The organism is Desulfobacterales bacterium (assembly GCA_021647905.1).
In the GTDB taxonomy this organism is placed as follows: Bacteria; Desulfobacterota; Desulfobulbia; order Desulfobulbales; family BM004; genus JAKITW01.
Genome location: JAKITW010000060.1, coordinates 1 through 17943 on the forward strand (window position 1 = coordinate 1; position 17943 = coordinate 17943).

At 58.6% G+C, this 17943-nt stretch carries 21 protein-coding genes; 11 read left to right on the plus strand and 10 right to left on the minus strand.

The annotated features are described in order from the left end of the window. Window positions 1-285: 285 nt before the first annotated feature. Both L3J03_09355 and L3J03_09360 read right to left on the minus strand, forming a co-directional pair. Window positions 286-1986, minus strand: coding sequence for an AarF/ABC1/UbiB kinase family protein (locus L3J03_09355; protein MCF6291182.1), 1701 nt, complete (start codon window positions 1984-1986; stop codon window positions 286-288). Then, window positions 1987-2298, minus strand: a complete 312-nt coding sequence (locus tag L3J03_09360) for a hypothetical protein (GenBank protein ID MCF6291183.1) — start codon at window positions 2296-2298, stop codon at window positions 1987-1989. A gap of 201 nt (window positions 2299-2499) precedes the next feature. On the opposite strand from L3J03_09360, the gene L3J03_09365 reads away from it, so the two are divergent. The 5 genes from L3J03_09365 to L3J03_09385 all read left to right on the plus strand — a co-directional run bounded on the left by L3J03_09365 (window position 2500) and on the right by L3J03_09385 (window position 6581). Next, a complete protein-coding gene (locus L3J03_09365; protein MCF6291184.1) occupies window positions 2500-3246 on the plus strand; it encodes an endonuclease/exonuclease/phosphatase family protein in 747 nt (248 codons plus the stop codon). A 212-nt stretch (window positions 3247-3458) separates the two neighbouring features. Then, entirely contained in the window at window positions 3459-4385 is a 927-nt protein-coding gene (locus L3J03_09370; protein MCF6291185.1) for a DMT family transporter, read from the plus strand. Next, a complete protein-coding gene (gene rlmN / locus L3J03_09375; GenBank protein MCF6291186.1) occupies window positions 4385-5440 on the plus strand; it encodes a 23S rRNA (adenine(2503)-C(2))-methyltransferase RlmN in 1056 nt (351 codons plus the stop codon). Before L3J03_09370 ends, rlmN begins: the two co-directional genes overlap by 1 nt. Window positions 5441-5498: 58 nt before the next feature. Then, window positions 5499-6203 (plus strand): ribonuclease HI, encoded by a 705-nt coding sequence (rnhA, locus tag L3J03_09380; GenBank protein MCF6291187.1) that lies wholly within the window; start codon window positions 5499-5501, stop codon window positions 6201-6203. A gap of 174 nt (window positions 6204-6377) precedes the next feature. Then, window positions 6378-6581, plus strand: coding sequence for a hypothetical protein (locus tag L3J03_09385; protein ID MCF6291188.1), 204 nt, complete (start codon window positions 6378-6380; stop codon window positions 6579-6581). A 69-nt stretch (window positions 6582-6650) separates the two neighbouring features. Here L3J03_09385 and L3J03_09390 read toward each other — a convergent pair whose 3' ends face one another. Continuing rightward, complete coding sequence (locus L3J03_09390) at window positions 6651-7190, minus strand: nicotinate-nucleotide adenylyltransferase (GenBank protein ID MCF6291189.1); 540 nt, start codon at window positions 7188-7190, stop codon at window positions 6651-6653. A gap of 12 nt (window positions 7191-7202) precedes the next feature. Continuing rightward, on the minus strand, window positions 7203-8531 hold the full coding sequence (locus L3J03_09395; protein MCF6291190.1) for an alkaline phosphatase family protein: 1329 nt from the start codon (window positions 8529-8531) through the stop codon (window positions 7203-7205). 162 nt (window positions 8532-8693) lie between these two features. Here L3J03_09395 and L3J03_09400 point away from each other — a divergent pair, with 162 nt between their 5' ends. Beyond that, window positions 8694-9323 carry a PHP domain-containing protein gene (locus tag L3J03_09400; GenBank protein ID MCF6291191.1) on the plus strand — a complete coding sequence of 210 codons (630 nt, stop codon included), beginning with the start codon at window positions 8694-8696 and terminating at the stop codon, window positions 9321-9323. Window positions 9324-9454: 131 nt separating this feature from the next. Here L3J03_09400 and L3J03_09405 read toward each other — a convergent pair whose 3' ends face one another. The 4 genes from L3J03_09405 to L3J03_09420 form a co-directional block, all read right to left on the minus strand. After that, on the minus strand, window positions 9455-10414 hold the full coding sequence (locus tag L3J03_09405; GenBank protein ID MCF6291192.1) for a sulfurtransferase: 960 nt from the start codon (window positions 10412-10414) through the stop codon (window positions 9455-9457). A 390-nt stretch (window positions 10415-10804) separates the two neighbouring features. After that, window positions 10805-11239 carry an arsenate reductase ArsC gene (locus L3J03_09410; protein MCF6291193.1) on the minus strand — a complete coding sequence of 145 codons (435 nt, stop codon included), beginning with the start codon at window positions 11237-11239 and terminating at the stop codon, window positions 10805-10807. Window positions 11240-11312: 73 nt separating this feature from the next. Then, on the minus strand, window positions 11313-12404 hold the full coding sequence (arsB, locus tag L3J03_09415) for an ACR3 family arsenite efflux transporter (protein MCF6291194.1): 1092 nt from the start codon (window positions 12402-12404) through the stop codon (window positions 11313-11315). A 7-nt stretch (window positions 12405-12411) separates the two neighbouring features. Further along, on the minus strand, window positions 12412-12774 hold the full coding sequence (locus tag L3J03_09420; protein MCF6291195.1) for a metalloregulator ArsR/SmtB family transcription factor: 363 nt from the start codon (window positions 12772-12774) through the stop codon (window positions 12412-12414). Window positions 12775-13506: 732 nt separating this feature from the next. Between L3J03_09420 and L3J03_09425 the strand changes: the two genes are divergently transcribed. From L3J03_09425 to L3J03_09445, 5 genes are all read left to right on the plus strand, one after another. Then, window positions 13507-13884: a hypothetical protein gene (locus tag L3J03_09425; GenBank protein ID MCF6291196.1), complete on the plus strand. Its 378-nt coding sequence runs from the start codon at window positions 13507-13509 to the stop codon at window positions 13882-13884. Window positions 13885-13991: 107 nt separating this feature from the next. Continuing rightward, complete coding sequence (locus L3J03_09430) at window positions 13992-14357, plus strand: hypothetical protein (GenBank protein MCF6291197.1); 366 nt, start codon at window positions 13992-13994, stop codon at window positions 14355-14357. Continuing rightward, on the plus strand, window positions 14354-15364 hold the full coding sequence (locus tag L3J03_09435; GenBank protein ID MCF6291198.1) for a serine/threonine protein kinase: 1011 nt from the start codon (window positions 14354-14356) through the stop codon (window positions 15362-15364). Before L3J03_09430 ends, L3J03_09435 begins: the two co-directional genes overlap by 4 nt. Window positions 15365-15450: 86 nt before the next feature. Beyond that, window positions 15451-15705, plus strand: coding sequence for a hypothetical protein (locus L3J03_09440; GenBank protein MCF6291199.1), 255 nt, complete (start codon window positions 15451-15453; stop codon window positions 15703-15705). 2 nt (window positions 15706-15707) lie between these two features. Then, complete coding sequence (locus L3J03_09445) at window positions 15708-16331, plus strand: hypothetical protein (GenBank protein MCF6291200.1); 624 nt, start codon at window positions 15708-15710, stop codon at window positions 16329-16331. Window positions 16332-16460: 129 nt separating this feature from the next. Here L3J03_09445 and L3J03_09450 read toward each other — a convergent pair whose 3' ends face one another. Both L3J03_09450 and L3J03_09455 read right to left on the minus strand, forming a co-directional pair. Then, on the minus strand, window positions 16461-16931 hold the full coding sequence (locus tag L3J03_09450) for an NUDIX domain-containing protein (GenBank protein MCF6291201.1): 471 nt from the start codon (window positions 16929-16931) through the stop codon (window positions 16461-16463). Then, on the minus strand, window positions 16928-17740 hold the full coding sequence (locus tag L3J03_09455) for an HD domain-containing protein (GenBank protein ID MCF6291202.1): 813 nt from the start codon (window positions 17738-17740) through the stop codon (window positions 16928-16930). Before L3J03_09455 ends, L3J03_09450 begins: the two co-directional genes overlap by 4 nt. Window positions 17741-17943: the final 203 nt, after the last annotated feature.

A 17943-nucleotide genomic window follows, 5' to 3' on the forward strand; every position in this document is an offset into this window, starting at 1 on the left:
GAACGGTGTAGCGGACCCTGAGCCGCAGCCGTGACGGCAAAAGCGGAATTTGAAACAACTTCGGCAGGATATGCTTATGGGTTCCGAATCGCCGTTGCGGCGAAGCGAGTTCCTGCTTGACAGCCTGTTTATGAACAGCCGGCCCTTCTCAATGGAGCGGCCGTTGGTAGAAGAAGACCCCTTTCCCGACAGGAGGGGGTTTACTGAATGTTTACCCTCTAATGTTGTATTTCGTGCTCTTAATTGTTTGTTATTTTTCACAATTCACAATTTACTGTTAACTTTTCACATCCTTCCCCGCCGCAGGATCGACAACAGCAGCCAGAAACCCATGATTCCGGCGACCACGAAACCGATCAGGCCGATCACCGGGATCTGGTGCCATTTGGGCGGGATGCCGGACAGGACGATCAGCGAGGAGCCGATAATCAATGCGGCCAGCACAATGGCAAAGGCGATCCGGTTGCTGGTCCGGTCCTGGGTATAGAGCAGCTGTTCCAGGCCGCGGTGCTGGAACTCGATGGTCATCTTGCCCTGCCGGGCCTGGTGGAGGATGGCCCGCAGCTCCCGGGGCACCTCCTTGAGCAGGTAGACGAACTCACCGGTGGAGTCGAGCATCTCGTGGGCCAGCCGCCGGGGATTAAAGCGGTTCATCTGGATCTTCCTGACAAAGGGCTCGGCGTGCCGGGCGATCTCGAAATCCGGGTCCAACTGCCGGCCCAGCCCGTCGGCGCTGGCGATCGCCTTTAACATCAGGAAGAGGTTGGGCCTGACCCGCAGGGCGTGGCGGGCAAGGATCTCCAGCAGCTGGTGCAGGAGCGGTCCCATCTCCAGTTCCTTGAGCGGCAGGTAGAAAAACTGGTCGATCAACTGGGTCAGGTCGCGCTCCAGTTCGGCCCGGTCCGGTTCCCGGTCATAGGCGGTGAGCTTGAGTACCGTGTCCGTGGCCTTGCGGTCGTTGCGGCTGACCACCTGGATTATCAGGTCGGAAAAATCCTCCCGTTCCTGGCGGCTGATCCGGCCCATCATCCCGAAATCGAGAAAACAGATCACATTTCCGGGCAGGATGAAGATATTGCCCGGGTGCGGGTCGCCATGGAAGAACCCGTTGACAAAGATCTGTTTCATGATCAGGGTGGCGCCGCGGCGGGCTATTTCCGGCAGATCGTACCCCTGTTTCCGGAGCTGCTCCACATTGGAGGCCTTGATCCCGTCCACATACTCCATGGTCAGGACCAGCCGGGTGGAGTAATCACGAAAAACCCTGGGCACATATACCGTGTCGTCCTCAATGCAGCGCCGGGCGAAATGTTCGATGTTCGCCGCCTCGGTGACGTAGTTAAGTTCCTTTTCCAGGTTGCGGGCAAACTCCTTGATGATCCTGGTCGGCCGGTGGATCTCCAGTTCTTCCAGGTGTTTTTCGGCCAGGGCCGCCAGGTGGAGCAGGATTTCGAGATCTACCTCAATGGTCTCCCGGATCCGGGGCCGCTGGATCTTGACCACCACCTCTGCGCCGGTTTCCGCCAGCCGGGCCCGGTGTACCTGGCCGATGGAGGCGGCGGCCAGCGGCACCGGGTCGATATGTTCGAATACCTCCTCCGGGGCGCGGCCGATCTCGGCCGTGAATATCTGCCGGGCCTCCTCATAGGGAAAGGGCGGCACACTGTCCTGGAGCTTGGCCAACTCGTGGATATAACGCAGGGGGATCAGGTCGGGCCGGGTCGACAGGATCTGGCCCATCTTGACAAAGGTGGGTCCCAGGTCCTCCATGGCCTTGCGCAGTTTCTCGGCCCGGGTCAGTTTTTCCAGATGCTCGTCCTTTTTCTTGGAGAGTATCTGCAGGCCAAACTCAAGGTATTCCTCCAGACGCAGGTCCCTGAGCAGCTCGCCGAACCCGTACTGGAACAGGATGCCCAGTATCTGGCGGTAGCGATGGATGTGCCGGTAGGTGCGGCCGATGGCCCCGATCCTTCTGATACTCAGCATCTAGCTGTCTGCCCCTTCTTGATCGTCAGCCGCGGCCGGTTCCTCGATTCGTTTTTCCAGCCGCTCCAGGTCGTCGCGGGTGGCCAGGTTCATCCTGGTCACCGCCTTGTGTACCAGGTCGTTTATCTTTTCCTCAAAATCAACCCTGGCCTGCTCCGAGGCCTTTTTGAGATCATCGATAAACTCACGGCCTTCCTGTTCGGTGAACTTGCCTTTTTCAACCAGTTCCCTGGCCATCTCCTCGGCCTTTTCCTTGGTCAGGAAAATCAGGCCCATGCCGGTGAACGCTATCTTCTTGAAGATTTCGAGCATAACCTTTCCTCCATTTGAATGTGAGTGCGGGATGTTCTTTCCATTTCACTATAATCACTCCGGCCCGGTGGCAACAGATAAAAAACGCGACCCCGGCCGATCACCCTCAGGGCGGTTACCCGGGCCGGACAAAGCGTGATTGCTTTCTCCGCCCGGAGGGGCTATTTTCCAATAAGGATCAGTATAACCAGGGGGAGTTAAATGCTGTTACGGGTTTTGTCGTACAACATGCACCGGGCCATCGGCATTGATCGCCGTTTCCGGCCGGAACGGGTGGCCAGGATCCTGCGGCACCACCAGGCCGACCTGGTCCTGCTGCAGGAGGTGGATGTGGGGGTGCCGCGTTCCAGGATGCTGAACCTGGCCGAGGAGATGGCCGCGGCAGCCGGGTATCCCCATTATGCGGTCGGTCTGAACGTCAAGCTGCGCCTGGGCAGCTACGGCAATGCCACCCTGAGCCGCTATCCGATCATCCATCACCGGAATATCGATCTCACCATCGGCAACCGCAAGCGGCGGGGCTGCCTGTACACCACGGTGGTCCTGGACGATTCCGGCAATCCGGGCCGGGAGATCGAGCTGTTCAACCTGCATCTGGGCTTGACTACCCGGGAACGGGTGCGGCAGGTGGGCAACCTGATCCGCTCCCCGGAGTTCGCCACCCTGGCCCCGGAGCATCCCTGCCTGGTGGGCGGCGACTTCAACGACTGGCGTACCTTGCTGGCCCCGATCTTTACCGATATCCTCGATTTTGAGTGCGCCACCAACCACAGCCGCGGCTATCATAAGGCATTTCTCACCTATCCATCGTTTTCACCGGCCGGCGGCCTGGACAAGATCTTTTATCGCGGCCCGCTTAAACTGGTCAGGCGGCGGCGCTGCTGGATGGGAGTGACCCGGGTCGCCAGCGATCACCTGCCGGTGATCGCTGATTTTGAGTTGGAGTGAATTGATTTTTTATTGCCTTTCACCGCTGGCCGGGTATCTTGTGCCGCATGATGCGTAACTACTCACAGGGTGCGCGACCACTTATCGAGCACACTCCTTGGCCAGTAAGCTTTCACAGGTGCCGGAGATGCGCGAAAGAGGCCTGGTCGCCATACACCGGGTATGCGGGCAGGCCGATGACAAAGCAGATTCGGTGCCTGTGAAAGCTTACCATGATGCGGACAGGTGATACCGAAATAGCGCGAAGACCCCTGCCCCTGTGGGGGGTGCACGGCCTGATGGCACTGGCCGCGATCATCGTCTCCAGTTCCTTTACCGTGGGCGCGGCGATCACCCACGGCCTTGATCCGGCGGTCCTGATCCTGGTCCGCTACGCCATCGCCGCGCTGCTCTTTGCCCCGATCCTGGTGATCAACCACGGTTTTTCCCTGCCCCCGCTCCGGCAGCTTGGCGGCTACAGCACGATCAGCTTCTGCACGGTGGGTTTTTTCTGGTGCATGTTCGAATCGCTCCGTTATACCACTGCCTTGAACACCAGTGTTATCTTTACCCTGGTGCCGGGGATCTCCGGGATCTACAGCGCCCTGTTTCTCAAGGAACGGCTGGGCCGGGCCCGGCTGCTGGCCCTGGCCTTCGGGATGGTCGGCGCGGTCTGGGTCATCTTCCGGGGCGATATCCATCGGCTGCTGGCCCTGGAGGTCAACCACGGCGACCTGCTCTTCCTGGCCGGCTGTTTCATGATGGCCGCCTATACCCCGCTGGTCAAACGGGTCCACAAGCAGGAATCCATGGTGGTGATGACCTTCTGGGTCCTGACCACCGGGGTGGGCTGGCTGCTCATCCTCTCCTTTTCGCAACTGGCCGCAGTGGACTGGCCCGGGGTTTCGATCGAGGTCTGGGCCGGGATCGTCTATCTGGCGGTCTTTTCGACAATCATCACCTTTTACCTCACCCATGTCTCCACCCTCTATCTGGGACCGACCCGGGTGATGGCCTACAGTTATTTCTATCCCGCCTTTGTGCTGGTCATTGACTGGGGATTCGGCCACGGGCTGCCGCCGGCCATGATCCTGCCCGGGGTGGCGGTGGTGACCCTGGCCACGGTTGTGCTGCAGCGCGGCGCGGCTGAAACAGCCTGATGGATACCATGGTTGATCTGCGTAATCTCACCCGCAGCCAGATGACCGGGTTTGTCGCGGAGCTGGGTCTGCCCGCCGCGCGCGGCGACCGGCTCTTTGCCAGCCTGCAGCGGCCCGGTCGGCACGATCTGGCCCGGATGGTTGAAATCAACAAGGAGACCCGCGCTCTGCTGGCCGGCCATGCGATGATCAGCCGGTTGACGCCCGAGGTGAGGGAACAGTCCCAAGACGGCACTAGAAAGTATGGGTTCCGGCTCCATGACGGGGCGTTTATCGAGAGCGTGCTGATCCCCGAGGGCGACCGCCATACCCTGTGCATCTCTTCCCAGGCCGGCTGCGCTATGGGCTGTGATTTCTGCCTTACCGGGACCAGGGGCTTTATCAGAAATCTGCAGCCGGCCGAGATGGTCAACCAGGTACTGGGGGTAATGGAGGAGATGATCGGGTCTGGCATAAAACGGGACACCCCCAGGGAGTTGATCAACAACCTGGTGTTCATGGGCATGGGCGAGCCGCTGGCCAATTATAACAACCTGGTAACCGCGCTCCGGATCCTGATGGACGAAAAGGGGCTGGAGTTCACCGAGCGCCGGGTCACGGTCTCCACCTGCGGCATCGTCCCCCGGATCAGGGAGTTGGGCAGGGATGTCAAGGTCAACCTGGCCGTATCCCTGCACGCGGCCGACGACGCCGTCCGGAGCCGGCTGATGCCGATCAACAAGACCTACGGGGTGGATGAACTGCTGGCCGCCTGCCGCGACTATCCCCTGTCGAAAAACAAGGTTATCCTGATCGAGTATATCCTGCTTAAGGGGATCAATGATTCGTTGGCTGACGCCGGATTGCTGGCGGAAAAATTGCGCGAAATCCCCTGCCGGATTAATCTGCTCCCCTGCAACCGGTCGCCTGACATGGATTATCAATGTTCGGACGAAAAAAGGATCAAGGAGTTCCAGGGGATACTGCGGAATGCCGGGTACCGGACCCTGATCAGAAACAGCCGCGGCGCTGATATCTCGGCCGCTTGCGGACAGCTGGCAGGCAGGAAAATGTAAAATGAAGAATTATGAACGGAACGGGAGGGGATAACTCCAATTCCGTAGAAGGATGACAATGGCTCCGAAGAAAAAATTCTATGCAATCGCCGTTGGATACCGTCCCGGGATCTATGACAACTGGCCTCAGGCCCAGGCCCAGGTCAAGGGGTTTGCCGGCGCGGTATACAAGGGCTTTCCGACCCGGGCCGAGGCCCTGGCCTGGCTGAAGAGTCCGAGCTACCGGCCTAGGGCGGGCAGGAACAACAATAACAGCAAAAAAACGCCAACAGCCGCCATTGGCGTGGAGCCCAGGCCCGGCGCGGTCACCATCTATACCGACGGCGGGGCCCGCAACAATCCCGGACCCGGCGGCTACGGCATTGTCCAGATCTACGAGGGCCGGCGCAAGGAGCTGTCCGGCGGCTTTCGGTTGACCACCAACAACCGGATGGAGCTTATGGGCTGCATCGTCGCCCTGCGGGAGCTGGAGCATAAGGACAAACCGATAACCCTGTACTCTGATTCCAGCTATGTGGTGAACGGGATCTCCAAGGGCTGGGCCAGGGGCTGGCGCAAACGGGGCTGGCTCAAGTCGAACAAGGAGCCGGCCCTGAACCCCGACCTGTGGGCCGAACTGCTCGACCTGGTCGAGGGGCTGGATATCACCTTCAAATGGGTCAGGGGCCATAGCGGCAACCCCTGCAACGAGCGGTGCGACGAACTGGCCGTGGCCATGTCCGGCCGGGATGGGCTGCCCGAGGATCCGGGCTACAAGGGGTGAGCCTGGCCGGGACCATATTTGCCCAGCCACAACGAAACAATGAAAGACATCACTCCGGCATGGCAAGGCCGGCGCTTGGTGACGACTTTCATATAAACCAATAAGGCCCTGCAGCCGACAAGAGATACAAGGGCGCAGTTTCCTTGGGTCCGTCATTTACACAGGGGTGAAGGGATGTCTGTCTTGAGATTTTTCGTAAAAGGAAAGGAGGGCCGCCCGGGCCGGTTACGCCGCCGGGAACTGGCCGGGACCGGCTGCAGCGAATCGTACACGAATCATTACTGGTGCCCCAGGCTGCGGTTGTTCATCGAAGATTCCTGTCCCTTTATCTCGCTCAGGGAATGTGCTGACTTCAAAAACATGTGCGGTGCGAGCTGAAATGATTTTCTTACGCCAATAATGCCGGCCGCTGCCGGACCCATTATCGTCGGCCAGGGGAAACAATGGTCATTGATCAGCCATGAAGCCAAATTGCCTGACGATCCGGGCCACGGCCGGGGGGACCAGCTGTTCCCACGGTTCACCGGCGGTAATTAAACGGCGGACCTCTGTTGCTGACAATCCTTTTTTATCCAGCGGCCGGCGCCAGAGGATCTCGGTTTTCAGGCCCAGCGATTTGAACAGGGCCAGTTTCTTCTCGCCCCATTCGTCATAGATGGTGAGAAAGAAGGTGGCGTCAAGGGGAACGTAATAGCGGTACAGTTCGGGAAAATTGATGGGAAAGGGGACCACCGAGAAGTCTTTTTCGTTGAGCCCGGCTTCGCGCAGCACGGCTTGCACCATGCAGTATCGCTGGTAATAGGTCATCGGGTTGGCGGTTGCGGTCCCGCGCCGCATATCGCTTTTGTCGTGCCTGGTCAGGGTCGGGTCGGGGTTGGTGATTCCCACCACCAGGTGTTCGCACCTCTTTTTGCCGGCCAGCAGGTAGCGCAGATGATCGTTGTGCAGGATCTGGAACCGGCCGTGGATAACGCCTGTCTTGAGCATTTCCCCTCCTGGTTATTTTTTCAGCCGCAAGGCGGTCCGGCATCCCGGCCAGTAGGGCTGGTCGTCGGGCGTGTCCATCAGGCCCTGCAGCTTGGCCTTGTCGAGAAAGTTGAGCACCATGGGCATGAAATCAACGCCCCTGACGCTGCCCAGGGCCCCGCCGGCGCATTGTATTTCGTCAAATCCCTTGATTGCATCCACCCGCATTCCCGGCCCCACGGCCATGATCGGCACCGGCTCGCCGGAATGGATCTGGGGGCCGCTGCTCGGGGTGGAATGGTCGGCGGTGATGATGAGGATCGTGCGGTTGTCCAGGAGCTGGTCCGCCACCCTGCCGATCCCGGCGTCAAGGGCCTCAATGACCGCGACCTTGTTCACCGGGTCCTTGGTATGGGCGGCCTGGTCAGGGGCCTTGCTGTGGACATGGATAAACTCATAATCATCGGCAAGGCCAACGGCCAGGCGCAGCCGGTCGGCCAGGTCGGCCCCGGGATCAGCGCTGTCACTGACCTTGCCGGCCTCCATGCCGAGGAATTCGGCCAGTCCCCAGTAGACGATCCCGGAGGAGATTGAGATCGCCTTCAGTCCCCATTGTTGCGAAAAGGATACCACCCGGGTCCAGCGGCCCGGCCGCTGGGTGACGATACCGTTGACCAGGGGCAGGTTTTTCTTTGCTCTTGCCCGGTTCAAGGGATGATCGTTCAGGGTATGGTGGCACCAGCAAATATAGGAGTTGAGCGCCTCGGCGGTGCGGACGGCCCGTTGGTCCGCAATTGCCGGGCCCAGGGGTTGGGCGGCGATGACCGGGGATTTTTCCAGGACCGGGTCGGTGTCGGTGACCCGGCGGGACGCAGCACCGGTCAGGCAGAGGATGCCGTCAAGGCCCCTGGTCTGCCGGAACTCCACCTGCATGGCGCCGGCCGTGTAGCAGGCAATGCTTTTAATCACTGCTCGCGCTTCCTCCGCGGTCACCACGGGCCGGTGCTGTTCCAGAAAAAGGAGGTCATCGGCGGCCCGGGCGTGGATAAAATGGGCCAGAAAGGCCACTGTATCCGGGCCGGTCTTGATCCCGGCGCCCATGGCCTCCAGGATGCCGCGGCCGGGAAACTGGTCCGGCCGGTAGCCGAACATGGCGAAATGGGCGTTTTCGCTGGCCAGGGCAATACCCGGGCCGCTCGCATGGAAAAGCCCGTTGGCGCCGCGGGCCGCCAAAGCGTCCAGAATGGGGGTGCGGGCCGCCTGGAGCGGGGTCCGGTGGCCCAACCGCGGATAGGAGCGGTCACCGAGCCCGTCCAGGAGGACCAATATACAACGCGTGGCGGTTCTTTTTGTTTTTACCATGATTAAAGATGTCTCCATCGTGCCAGGGCTGTGGATTGCCGAAAATATTCCTTTATAGCCAGGTCCCGATCGTATCGCTCATTGAAAAACTCGATGCCAACCACCCTGGTATATACCAAAAAGCGATTTGACTTTCGAGGGGTGGTTGTTCACACTGGGCGGATGAAATTCGATCTTCACGTCCACAGTACGGTCTCATCCTGCAGCCGGTTGACCCTTGAACAGATTGTCAACCATGCCGCTGCCAGGGGGCTTGACGGGGTCTGCATAACCGACCATGATTCCATGGCCGCTGGCGAGCATATTGCCGAGGGGCCGCAGGAGAACGGCCTGTGCATCATCATCGGCATGGAGTATACCACTGCTGAGGGGGATTTTCTCCTTTTCGGACCCTTTGAGGAGATGGTCAGCGGACTCTCGGCTCCGGAGCTGCTGCGCCGGGTGGAGGCGGCGGGCGGGGTGGCGGTGGCCGCCCACCCCTGCCGGCCGGCCCGGGCCACCAGCGAGGAGCTGATCGCCGCCGGATTATGCCGGATCGTCGAGGGGTTGAACGGCCGCAACCAGGACCGTGACAACCAACGGATTTCAGACTGGCAGAAGCGCTACTCCATCCGTCAGGTGGGGGGCAGCGACGCCCATACCCTGGAAGAGCTGGGCCGGATGGCAACGCGTTTTGACCAGCCGATACGCAACCGGGCCGACCTCATCCAGGCGCTGAAACGCGGGGGCTACGCACCGGTCGGGCACCACGGCCCGGCCGATAATTCCGCCTCCTCTCCGGCACAATATTGATTAAAACCTGTTCCCTGGTTGCGACGGGCTGCATATCGTCCAGCCGGCCGCGGCCGGGGGATGATCGGCAAAAAAAAGGACCCTGATCATGACGACCAGGGTCCTTTCTTTATTCTTCTTTGGTTAATCCATTACCTGATTTTCTCTTCCAGTTGCTGAATCGGGGTCTTGGGGAACTTCTCGGCCACAATCCCGGGTTGCATGGGGGTGTCGAACCGGTTGGCGTATTCACGCATGGAACCGTCATAAACCTTGACGTTTTTATAACCGAGCAATTCGGTCAGCACAAACCAGCTATGGGTGGCCAGCACCCCGGTGTCGCAATAGGTAATAATGTTCTTGTCGGCAGTGACGCCCGCCTTTTCATACATCGCCTTCAATTCGGCCACGGACTTGAATGTTTTATCCCCATTCAAGCTGTTCATGGTCGGCACGTTCACCGCACCGGTAATATGGCCCGACCGGACCCACTTGTTCAGCGAGTAGACCTCCCCCCGGTAGAACGGCTCCGCCCGGCTGTCCACAATAACCGCCTTGCCGGTGGCCAGCGCGTTTATGATGTCCGGGGAATACATGGCCCTGATCTTGGACTTGGGCGGAAATTCAACCTCAACCTTTGTCCGGCCGGCCCTGGTCACCTCGGTGGTTACCGGCCTTTGTTCTTTTTTCCAGAGACCGATGCCGCCGTCCATGAGGCTGACATTGGGGAAATTCCAATACTTCAGGGTCCAGTAAACCCGGGTCACATGGTGCGCTTTGCCGTCCCCGTCATACAGGACGATGTGCTGGTTCCGGGTTACGCCCATCTTGGCCATGACCCGCTCGATTTCCGCCAGGCCGAGTACCATGTGGTCTGTTTCAGGGGCAAAAACCTCGCTGCCCCATTTCAGTTGGACCGCCCCGGGAATATGGCCTTTTGCGTATCCCTTTTTGCTGACGTCGATAATCTTGATTGACTTGATGTTGTCCGCCACCCATTGGGTGGTGACCAGCGGCTGCGCTCCACCGGCGGCAAATACCGCGGATGATGTTACCAGAAACATCATCATGATCATTGATATTACACCGGCGATTTTGATACGACTTTTCATGCTGTTCCTCCATTTGTTTTTTTCATCTTGTTGCCGTGTCCTCAGCTATTCCGTGGCAGCACCTCCTTAGGGGGTTGTTGGTTAAGTGTAACCACTCACAGGGTGGAGCTTCCCGTCCTGTCGAGCAGGCTCCTTGGCCGACAGCCCTCTTGTCCCTGCGCGGCAGAGATCATCCTGGGATTGTTCTCTTACATGGATTTTTGCATGGGGGATATTGTTCCCGCCGTGTTGACATAAGATGGGGGCCAGGCGTCCCGGACAGCCCCGGGAGCAGCGGTCCGGGACGTTTTTTTGGCACGGTTGATCCTGGTAAGTGTCAGGCAGGGCGGCCTGTTGCCGGGGCAAGAACCACGGCCGGGCGGATCGAATATTTTGATCTTATTCATAGATTCAGCTTTTTTCCCGCAATGAACCGGGCAGGGTTTCAACAAATCGTTTTATTTCGTCCCGCACCCGGCGGTAATGGTCCAGCTGTTCTTCTTTGCTTCCGGCAGTGGCCGCCAGCCGCGGCGGGTCGTCAAAGCCATGATGGATGATCTCGGTATTGCCGGGAAACAAAGGGCATGCCTCGTTGGCCTGGTCACAGACCGTGATCACGTAATCAAATGTCTGCCCGGGCAGTTCCTTGATCAGCTTTGACCGCTGGGCGGAGATATCCACCCCGGCCTCGGCCATCACCTTGACTGCCAGCGGGTTGAGCCCCTGTTTTTCAATACCTGCCGAATGGGCTTCAAGGGTATTGTTTTTCAGCTTCCTGACCCACCCCTCCGCCATCTGGCTGCGGCAGGAGTTGCCGGTGCACAGGAAAAGAATCGTCTGTTTCATCGGGGCAATTCTTCCTTTATCCGGTTTACCGGCCGGCCCGGTGTTGCGCCGGACAGTGGGGTACCGGAGCTTGTCATCCATCCTCACAGCTCAGATGGCAGACCCCGGCCGGGGTCTGCCGGGCAACCGGGAAATATTTTTTCCTGAGCCAGAGGGCCACCCAGACCAGGCTGATCAACACCGGCACCTCCACCAGGGGCCCGATGACCGCGGCAAAGGCCACGCCGGAATCTATTCCGAAAACCGCGATCGCAACGGCAATGGCCAGCTCGAAATTATTCGAGGCCGCGGTAAAAGAAAGGGTGGCGGCCTGCTCATATGTGGCCCCCACCTTATAAGACATGAAGAAGGAGACCAGAAACATTACCAGGAAGTATATTGCCAGCGGCAGGGCGATCCGGATGACGTCCAGGGGCAGTTGGACGATGATATCACCCTTGAGCGAGAACATGACCAGAATGGTGAACAATAAAAAAACAAAGGTGAGCGGGCTGAGTCTGGGCAACAGTTTTGTCTGATACCACTCTTCTCCCTTTATCTTCAGCCCGATGAACCGGGTGAGCATCCCGGCGATGAACGGGACGCCGAGATAGATAAAAACGCTTTCCGCTATCTGCCCCATGGAGATATCGACCACCGCCCCTTCAATGCCGAACCATTTCGGCAGGATGGTGATGAACAGCCAGGCATAGACCGAGAAGAAGAGCACCTGGAAAATGGAGTTAAAGGCAACCAGCCCGGCACAGTACTCGGTGTCGCCCTGGGCCAGGTCGTTCCAGACAATGACCATGGCGATGCAGCGGGCCAGGCCGATCAGGATCAGCCCCACCATGTATTCATGTTGGTCCGAAAGAAAGGCGATTGCCAGCCCGAACATGAGAACCGGGCCGATGATCCAGTTCTGCACCAGGGAGAGGGTGAGCACCTTTACGTTGCGAAAGACCTCGTGTAGTTTTTCGTAGCGGACCTTGGCCAGGGGCGGGTACATCATCAGGATCAGCCCGACGGCGATGGGAATGTTGGTGGTGCCGACCTGAAAGGAATTGATAACCTGGCGGACGCCGGGATAGAGATAACCGGCCATCACCCCGATGAACATGGCCAGGAATATCCATAGGGTCAGAAAACGGTCGAGAAACGAGAGTTTTTTCCCGGGGCGTGTCATTGAAGCCTCATCTGGAACAGGCATCGGTATCTTTGCCGGCAAGATATTCAGAGAGGTGCCGGCGGTCAACGGCAGCCTGTTTCATCTCCTTGGCGGCAGACCGGAGAACAGTCAGTATGCCGGTCAGAACCGCGCCGGTTTCATCGGGCAACCGGTAAAACATCCAGACCCCTCTCCTTTGGTCTTTTGCCAGACCGGCGTTGCGCAGGTATGCCAGGTGGCGGGACACGGTTGACTGTGGCAGGTCAAGAACCTCCATCAGGTCGCAGACGCAGAGTTCCCCGCCGGTTTGCAACATCCACAGGATCCTGACCCGGGTCGGATCGGATAATGCCTTGAAGAGCTGGGTGATGTTTCTCATGGAATTCATTATATCCGCATAAGCGGATATTGCAATATTTATTTATGCCACGACCGGGAAAGAGCGCAACAGGGGGCAGGGGGCGTGGTTCAGGGATAAGCTCCGTGTCTCCAGTGCCTGCTTTTGACAAACCAGCATGGCGGGACCGTAAACATTCAGTAAACCCCTTTCCCGGTCCAACCTCAAACGTACGGGGTTTACCGAAACCTTACGCTGGACCATATTTGTCGGTCTCGCAACAACCCGCTCGACGGACGTGATTCGTCTTGTAACTTGTTGATTTTATTGGGTGGCATTTGAAACCTTTCGGGTTGTTACGAGTTCATCATATTTGCCGGTCTTCATCGCGCCGCCCTGCGGCCCGGCCGATAACGGATTCAGGTTTCATATAAAGAATTTCTCAAAAATAAGGTGCTGTTTTTTTAATCTGGATGCAGGCCGGCCCTATCTTTGATATGATTACATCCTGAATCCGTAACGGCTTGAGATGATATTCCATTCACCGGGTGGAACTTTCCACCCACCGAGCATGCTCCTTGCTCGCTAAGCTCTCGGACCGGCGCCGGTTCTTTTCATGAGGTCGGCATCATGCCTTGCTCCCAACTACGTCGGTCAACATGATAACCAGCATGGCTGGATCAAATGTCAGGCCGCAGCCACAACGGACAATGAAAATCTCCTTGGCCACGGTGCGTTGTCCGGGACGATTTTCATATGAAAGTTTAAATGGAGGATCAGGTTATGAACAAAAGGAAGATTCCGGGTCTTGTTTTGCTGCTGTCTTTTTCCCTTGTGATCGGCGGGTGCGCCGGTTACACTCATCCGGTCCTGGCTCCGGCCCAGGTGAAGACCGCCCCGGCCCCGGCGCCCGCAGTGGTAGCGGCGCCAGCGGTCCGGGAACCGGTGGTTGAACCGGAGAGCAGGGAGGTCTCCGGGCTGGAGTTGACCATCCGCCAGGCGATCGACCAGGCCCGCGCCACCATGAAGACCGTGAGAATTTCCCATGGGGATCTCCTGGTCGAGGTCAACCCGATGTGGGATTTCAATTACCAGGGCCGGGTCCATGTCTGGATCTACAGCGCCGACGGCGGGCTGATCCGGGAAGAATACCGTGATTAACCAGTGCCCATCCGGAAATGGCCCTTTTGCCCAATCTCGGCGTCATGCTCAAAAAATAATCCTTGCTGGTTATTTCCTGAATCCGTGACGGCTTGAGCTGATATTCCATGCAATTTGTGGAATTCATTGCATTATTGCCAGATAGGTGCATCTGCGCCGTTCTCGAACGTTCACGGATGCAGTTATTTGAAAAACCGTGTTCGGCAGGATCCCGGCACGGTGGTGAGATAACCCGCACCATGGGCCTGGGGACAGGTGGCTGGTGCGGGTTTGTTTTTCCGAGTTTCACCACGTTTGCTTACCTGTTCAAGATCAAGGGTCGCGAAAAAAATAAGCGCGGTCATCTGGTTGATGTTCCGGAAGGAGCAGTGCCCATGCCGACCAAGGTGAGCAGTTACATGACCCGCCAGGTGGTATCCATCTCCAGGGAGATGGGGAGCCGCGAGGCCTTTTTCAAGATGAAGGAACAATGAACAGACAGGAAGAACCAGCCCAACGGAGCGCTTTTCACGATCTGACCCCGGACCGGGTGGTCGGGCTGGCCGAACAGGCGCTCGGCGCCCGCTGCACCAATCTCTACCGGCCCCTGAACAGCTATATCAACCGGGTCTGTGAACTGGAGACCGAGGATGGGGCCGGGGTGATCGCCAAGTTCTATCGGCCCGGGCGCTGGTCGCTGGCCGCGCTCCAGGACGAGCATGATTTCCTGCTCGAACTCGCGTCCCGGGAGATCCCGGTTGTGGCGCCGCTTCCCCTGCGGAGCGGCGGCACCCTGGGGGTGGATGACGGCATGTACTTTGCCTTGTTCCCCAAAAAAGGGGGGCGCAGCTTTGACGAGTACAACGAAGACCAGTGGCTGGAACTGGGCCGTCTGCTGGGCCGGGTCCATGGGGTGGGCGCCGGCCGGCTGCCCAGGGACCGGATCACCATGGCCCCGGACGAATCAACCCGGGACCAGGTCGACTATATCCTCGACCATGATTGCATCCCCAGGGACCTTACCGGGCGGTTTGTCGATCTCGTTGCCAGCCTGATCGATGAGATCAGGCCGCTGTTCGTTGATATCGAACAGATCCGCATCCATGGCGACTGCCATTTCGCCAACCTGATCTACCGGCCGGACGAGTCCTTTTATATCATCGACCTCGATGATATGGCCGTGGGGCCGCCGGTTCAGGATCTGTGGATGCTGTTGCCCGGCCACCTGGAAGACTCCCTGATGGAAATCGATCTCTTTCTGGAGGGGTATGAGACCTTTCGGGATTTTGACCGGCGCAGCCTGCGGCTGGTTGAACCGCTGCGCGCCATGCGCTATATTCATTACATTGCCTGGTGCGCCCACCAGGTGGTGGAGGACGGGGTCTCCCGGGTGGCGCCTGATTTCGGTTCGCGCCATTACTGGCAGCGCGAACTGCTCGATATAAGCGATCAGTTGGAGCGGATCAGGAGCGCAACCCCGCCGGCCTGGCTTGCCCCTTAGGCCCGGGGAATCGGTTGCCGGCCGGCCCGGACCCGGGGTAGGCCCTTTGATTGCCAGCGCCTGTTGCAAAAGATAAGGATATCTCAATGTCGATTCGTTGGCTTGCATTCAGCATCGGTCTGTTTTCTCTGATCATGGGCCTGTTCGCCTATGACCCAGAGGTGGCCACCGCCAGGACGCCGATCATAACCGGCGCCATTGTCATGGTGCTGGCCCTGTTCAACTGGATCCCGGCGTTGAAAACCTGTGTCTCCTGCGGCAGAAGATTCACCGGCCGGTCCGGGAAGTGCCCCCATTGCGGCGCGGCCCAGGATGAAACGAACAACCAGGAAGACGAATAACAATGGCGGCAACAGGGGGGAAAACAAACTATTTCCCGGCAATCTCCTTCTGGCTTGTCGGGCTTTTTTTTATGGTTGCCGGCGGCTGGAACGTCTATGATGCCGTTCTTGCCGGCGAGCCGCTGGCCGGCTGCCTGGTGGCCTTGTTTTTCATGGTACTCTTTGCCGCGGTAGCCATTGTCTACGGCAATTTTCTTTTTAAAGAGGCCCTGGCCGGCCCGGTCGGCCCGGAAAAATCGAGCATCTTCCAGCGGGTCCATCCGGCCCGGGTCATCGGCCTGCTCGCCTACGGCCTGATTCCGATCCTGTTCATCTACTTGAGTGCTGACAGCAGATCCTATAACAGCCGCCGCGAGGCCGCGTTGCGGCAGCTCCGGCCGGCGGTGTTGCAGTACCTTGCCGACCACGGCCAGGTGCCCCGTGAGCTTCAGGCCCTGGTGCCCGGCTACCTGGAGGAGATCCCCGAGAGCAGCCTGTTCGATCCGGATACCGACCCGGCCCGGCGGGTGGAGTACCTGCCCATGCGGAAGACGGCCCGGTTCCATTACCGGCTGGTCAGGCTGCCCGGCTTTGAAACCGACTGGTACTACGATATCGTCACGGGAAAGCAGTGGCCGGGGAAGTAAGGGAAAATTGTGAATTGTGAAAGGTGAATTGTGAATTGTGAAAGGTGAATAGAAAAACCAGGGGTTTTTACCCTTCAAACTTGATGAACTCGTAACAACCCGAAAGGCTTCAAATGCCACCCAATAAAATCAACAAGTTACAAGACGAATCACGTCCGTCGAGCGGGTTGTTGCGAGACCGACAAACTTCACAATTCCCTGCGCCCACTCCAGGATCGGTTTGACCCGGTCCGCCAACAGGGCCCGGGCCTTATCAAGGGGCAGCCAGGCAGAGGCGTCATGCTCCGGATGGCCCAGTTCCGGATTGATCAACAGGGTGACCTCGCCCCTTTCCGATTCGGCCAGATAATAGCGCGCCACCTTGATGCCGTTCCGGTAGGGTTCGGTCTCCCGGAAATCCTTTCCCCAGCGAAAGACCAGATCCCGGAGCGCGGTCTCTTCCTCCACCTCCCGGACTGCCGCGGCCAGCGGTTCTTCGTCCGCATGGACCATGCCCTTGGGAAAATCCCAGTAATTGAAGGCCCGCACCAGCAGGTAATGGGGGATTCCCGCAACCCGGCGCACCACGATCACCCCGGCTGATAAGCGGAATTGGTTCATGGGCCGTCCGTTCCCTTTATCGGCGCGGTCAAGGCCATGGCGTCGAGATAGCCGGCCAGGTGACTGCTGATCCGGTGGATATCCCCGGTTGCCGGCAGATGTTTCAAGATGTTGTCAAGGTAGCCGCTCCGGCGCACATAGGCGAAGGAATAGGCGAAGTTGAGATCAAAGATCCAGGAGAGCCGCATCAGTTTCACATCATTGCTGTTCTTGAGAAACCGGTTGTCACAGATCCGGTTGTGCAGAATATCATCGATATATTGCTGTTCGTAACCCGGGGTGTTGTCCAGGCCGAAATCAATGGCCGGGTTCAGCCCGGCCTTTTCCTGCTGGTAATTTTCAACGATCAGGTCGAAGATGTCCAGCTTGTCCGCATCCCGGATTATTTTTAAAAAAAACAGTTCCCGCTCGTTCGCCTCTTCCGGCAGGTGTAGCTTGTTGTGGTTGCCCACCGCAACCCGGATCAGGGTCTGTTCCGGGTCCGCCAGCCGGGCCAGGGCCCCCTCCTCTTCAATAACCCGCAGGGCCAGGGCGGCGTGGTCCACGGAAGCCCGGTCGTCAAAGGTGTTGTAGCGTTGAAGCTGGCGGAACCGGCCGACGTCATGGAGCAGGGCCACCGCCTCGGCCACCCTTTTGTCAGCGGGCGCCAGTTTCAGTGAACCGGCCAGCTTGACGGTATGGTAATGGACCCGGCCGGTATGCCTTATCTTCAGGGCGATGTTTTTATTGAAATCAGCATCGTCATTGCCAAAGCGCCGGGCATATTCCGAGAACCATTTCTTTAAGCTGTCAAGTGTTTTCTGGTCCATTTTTATGAATAAGCCCCTTCCGGTGTCAGAGGCCAGAGGCCAGAGGACAGAGGACAGAGGACAGAGGACAGAAAAAATATGGGTTGTGATCGTGGCCTGGAATATAATATTCCCTGCACCCTGCACCCTGCACCCTGCACCCTGCACCCTGCACCCTGCACCCTGCACCCTGCACCCTGCACCCTGCACCCTGCACCCTGCAC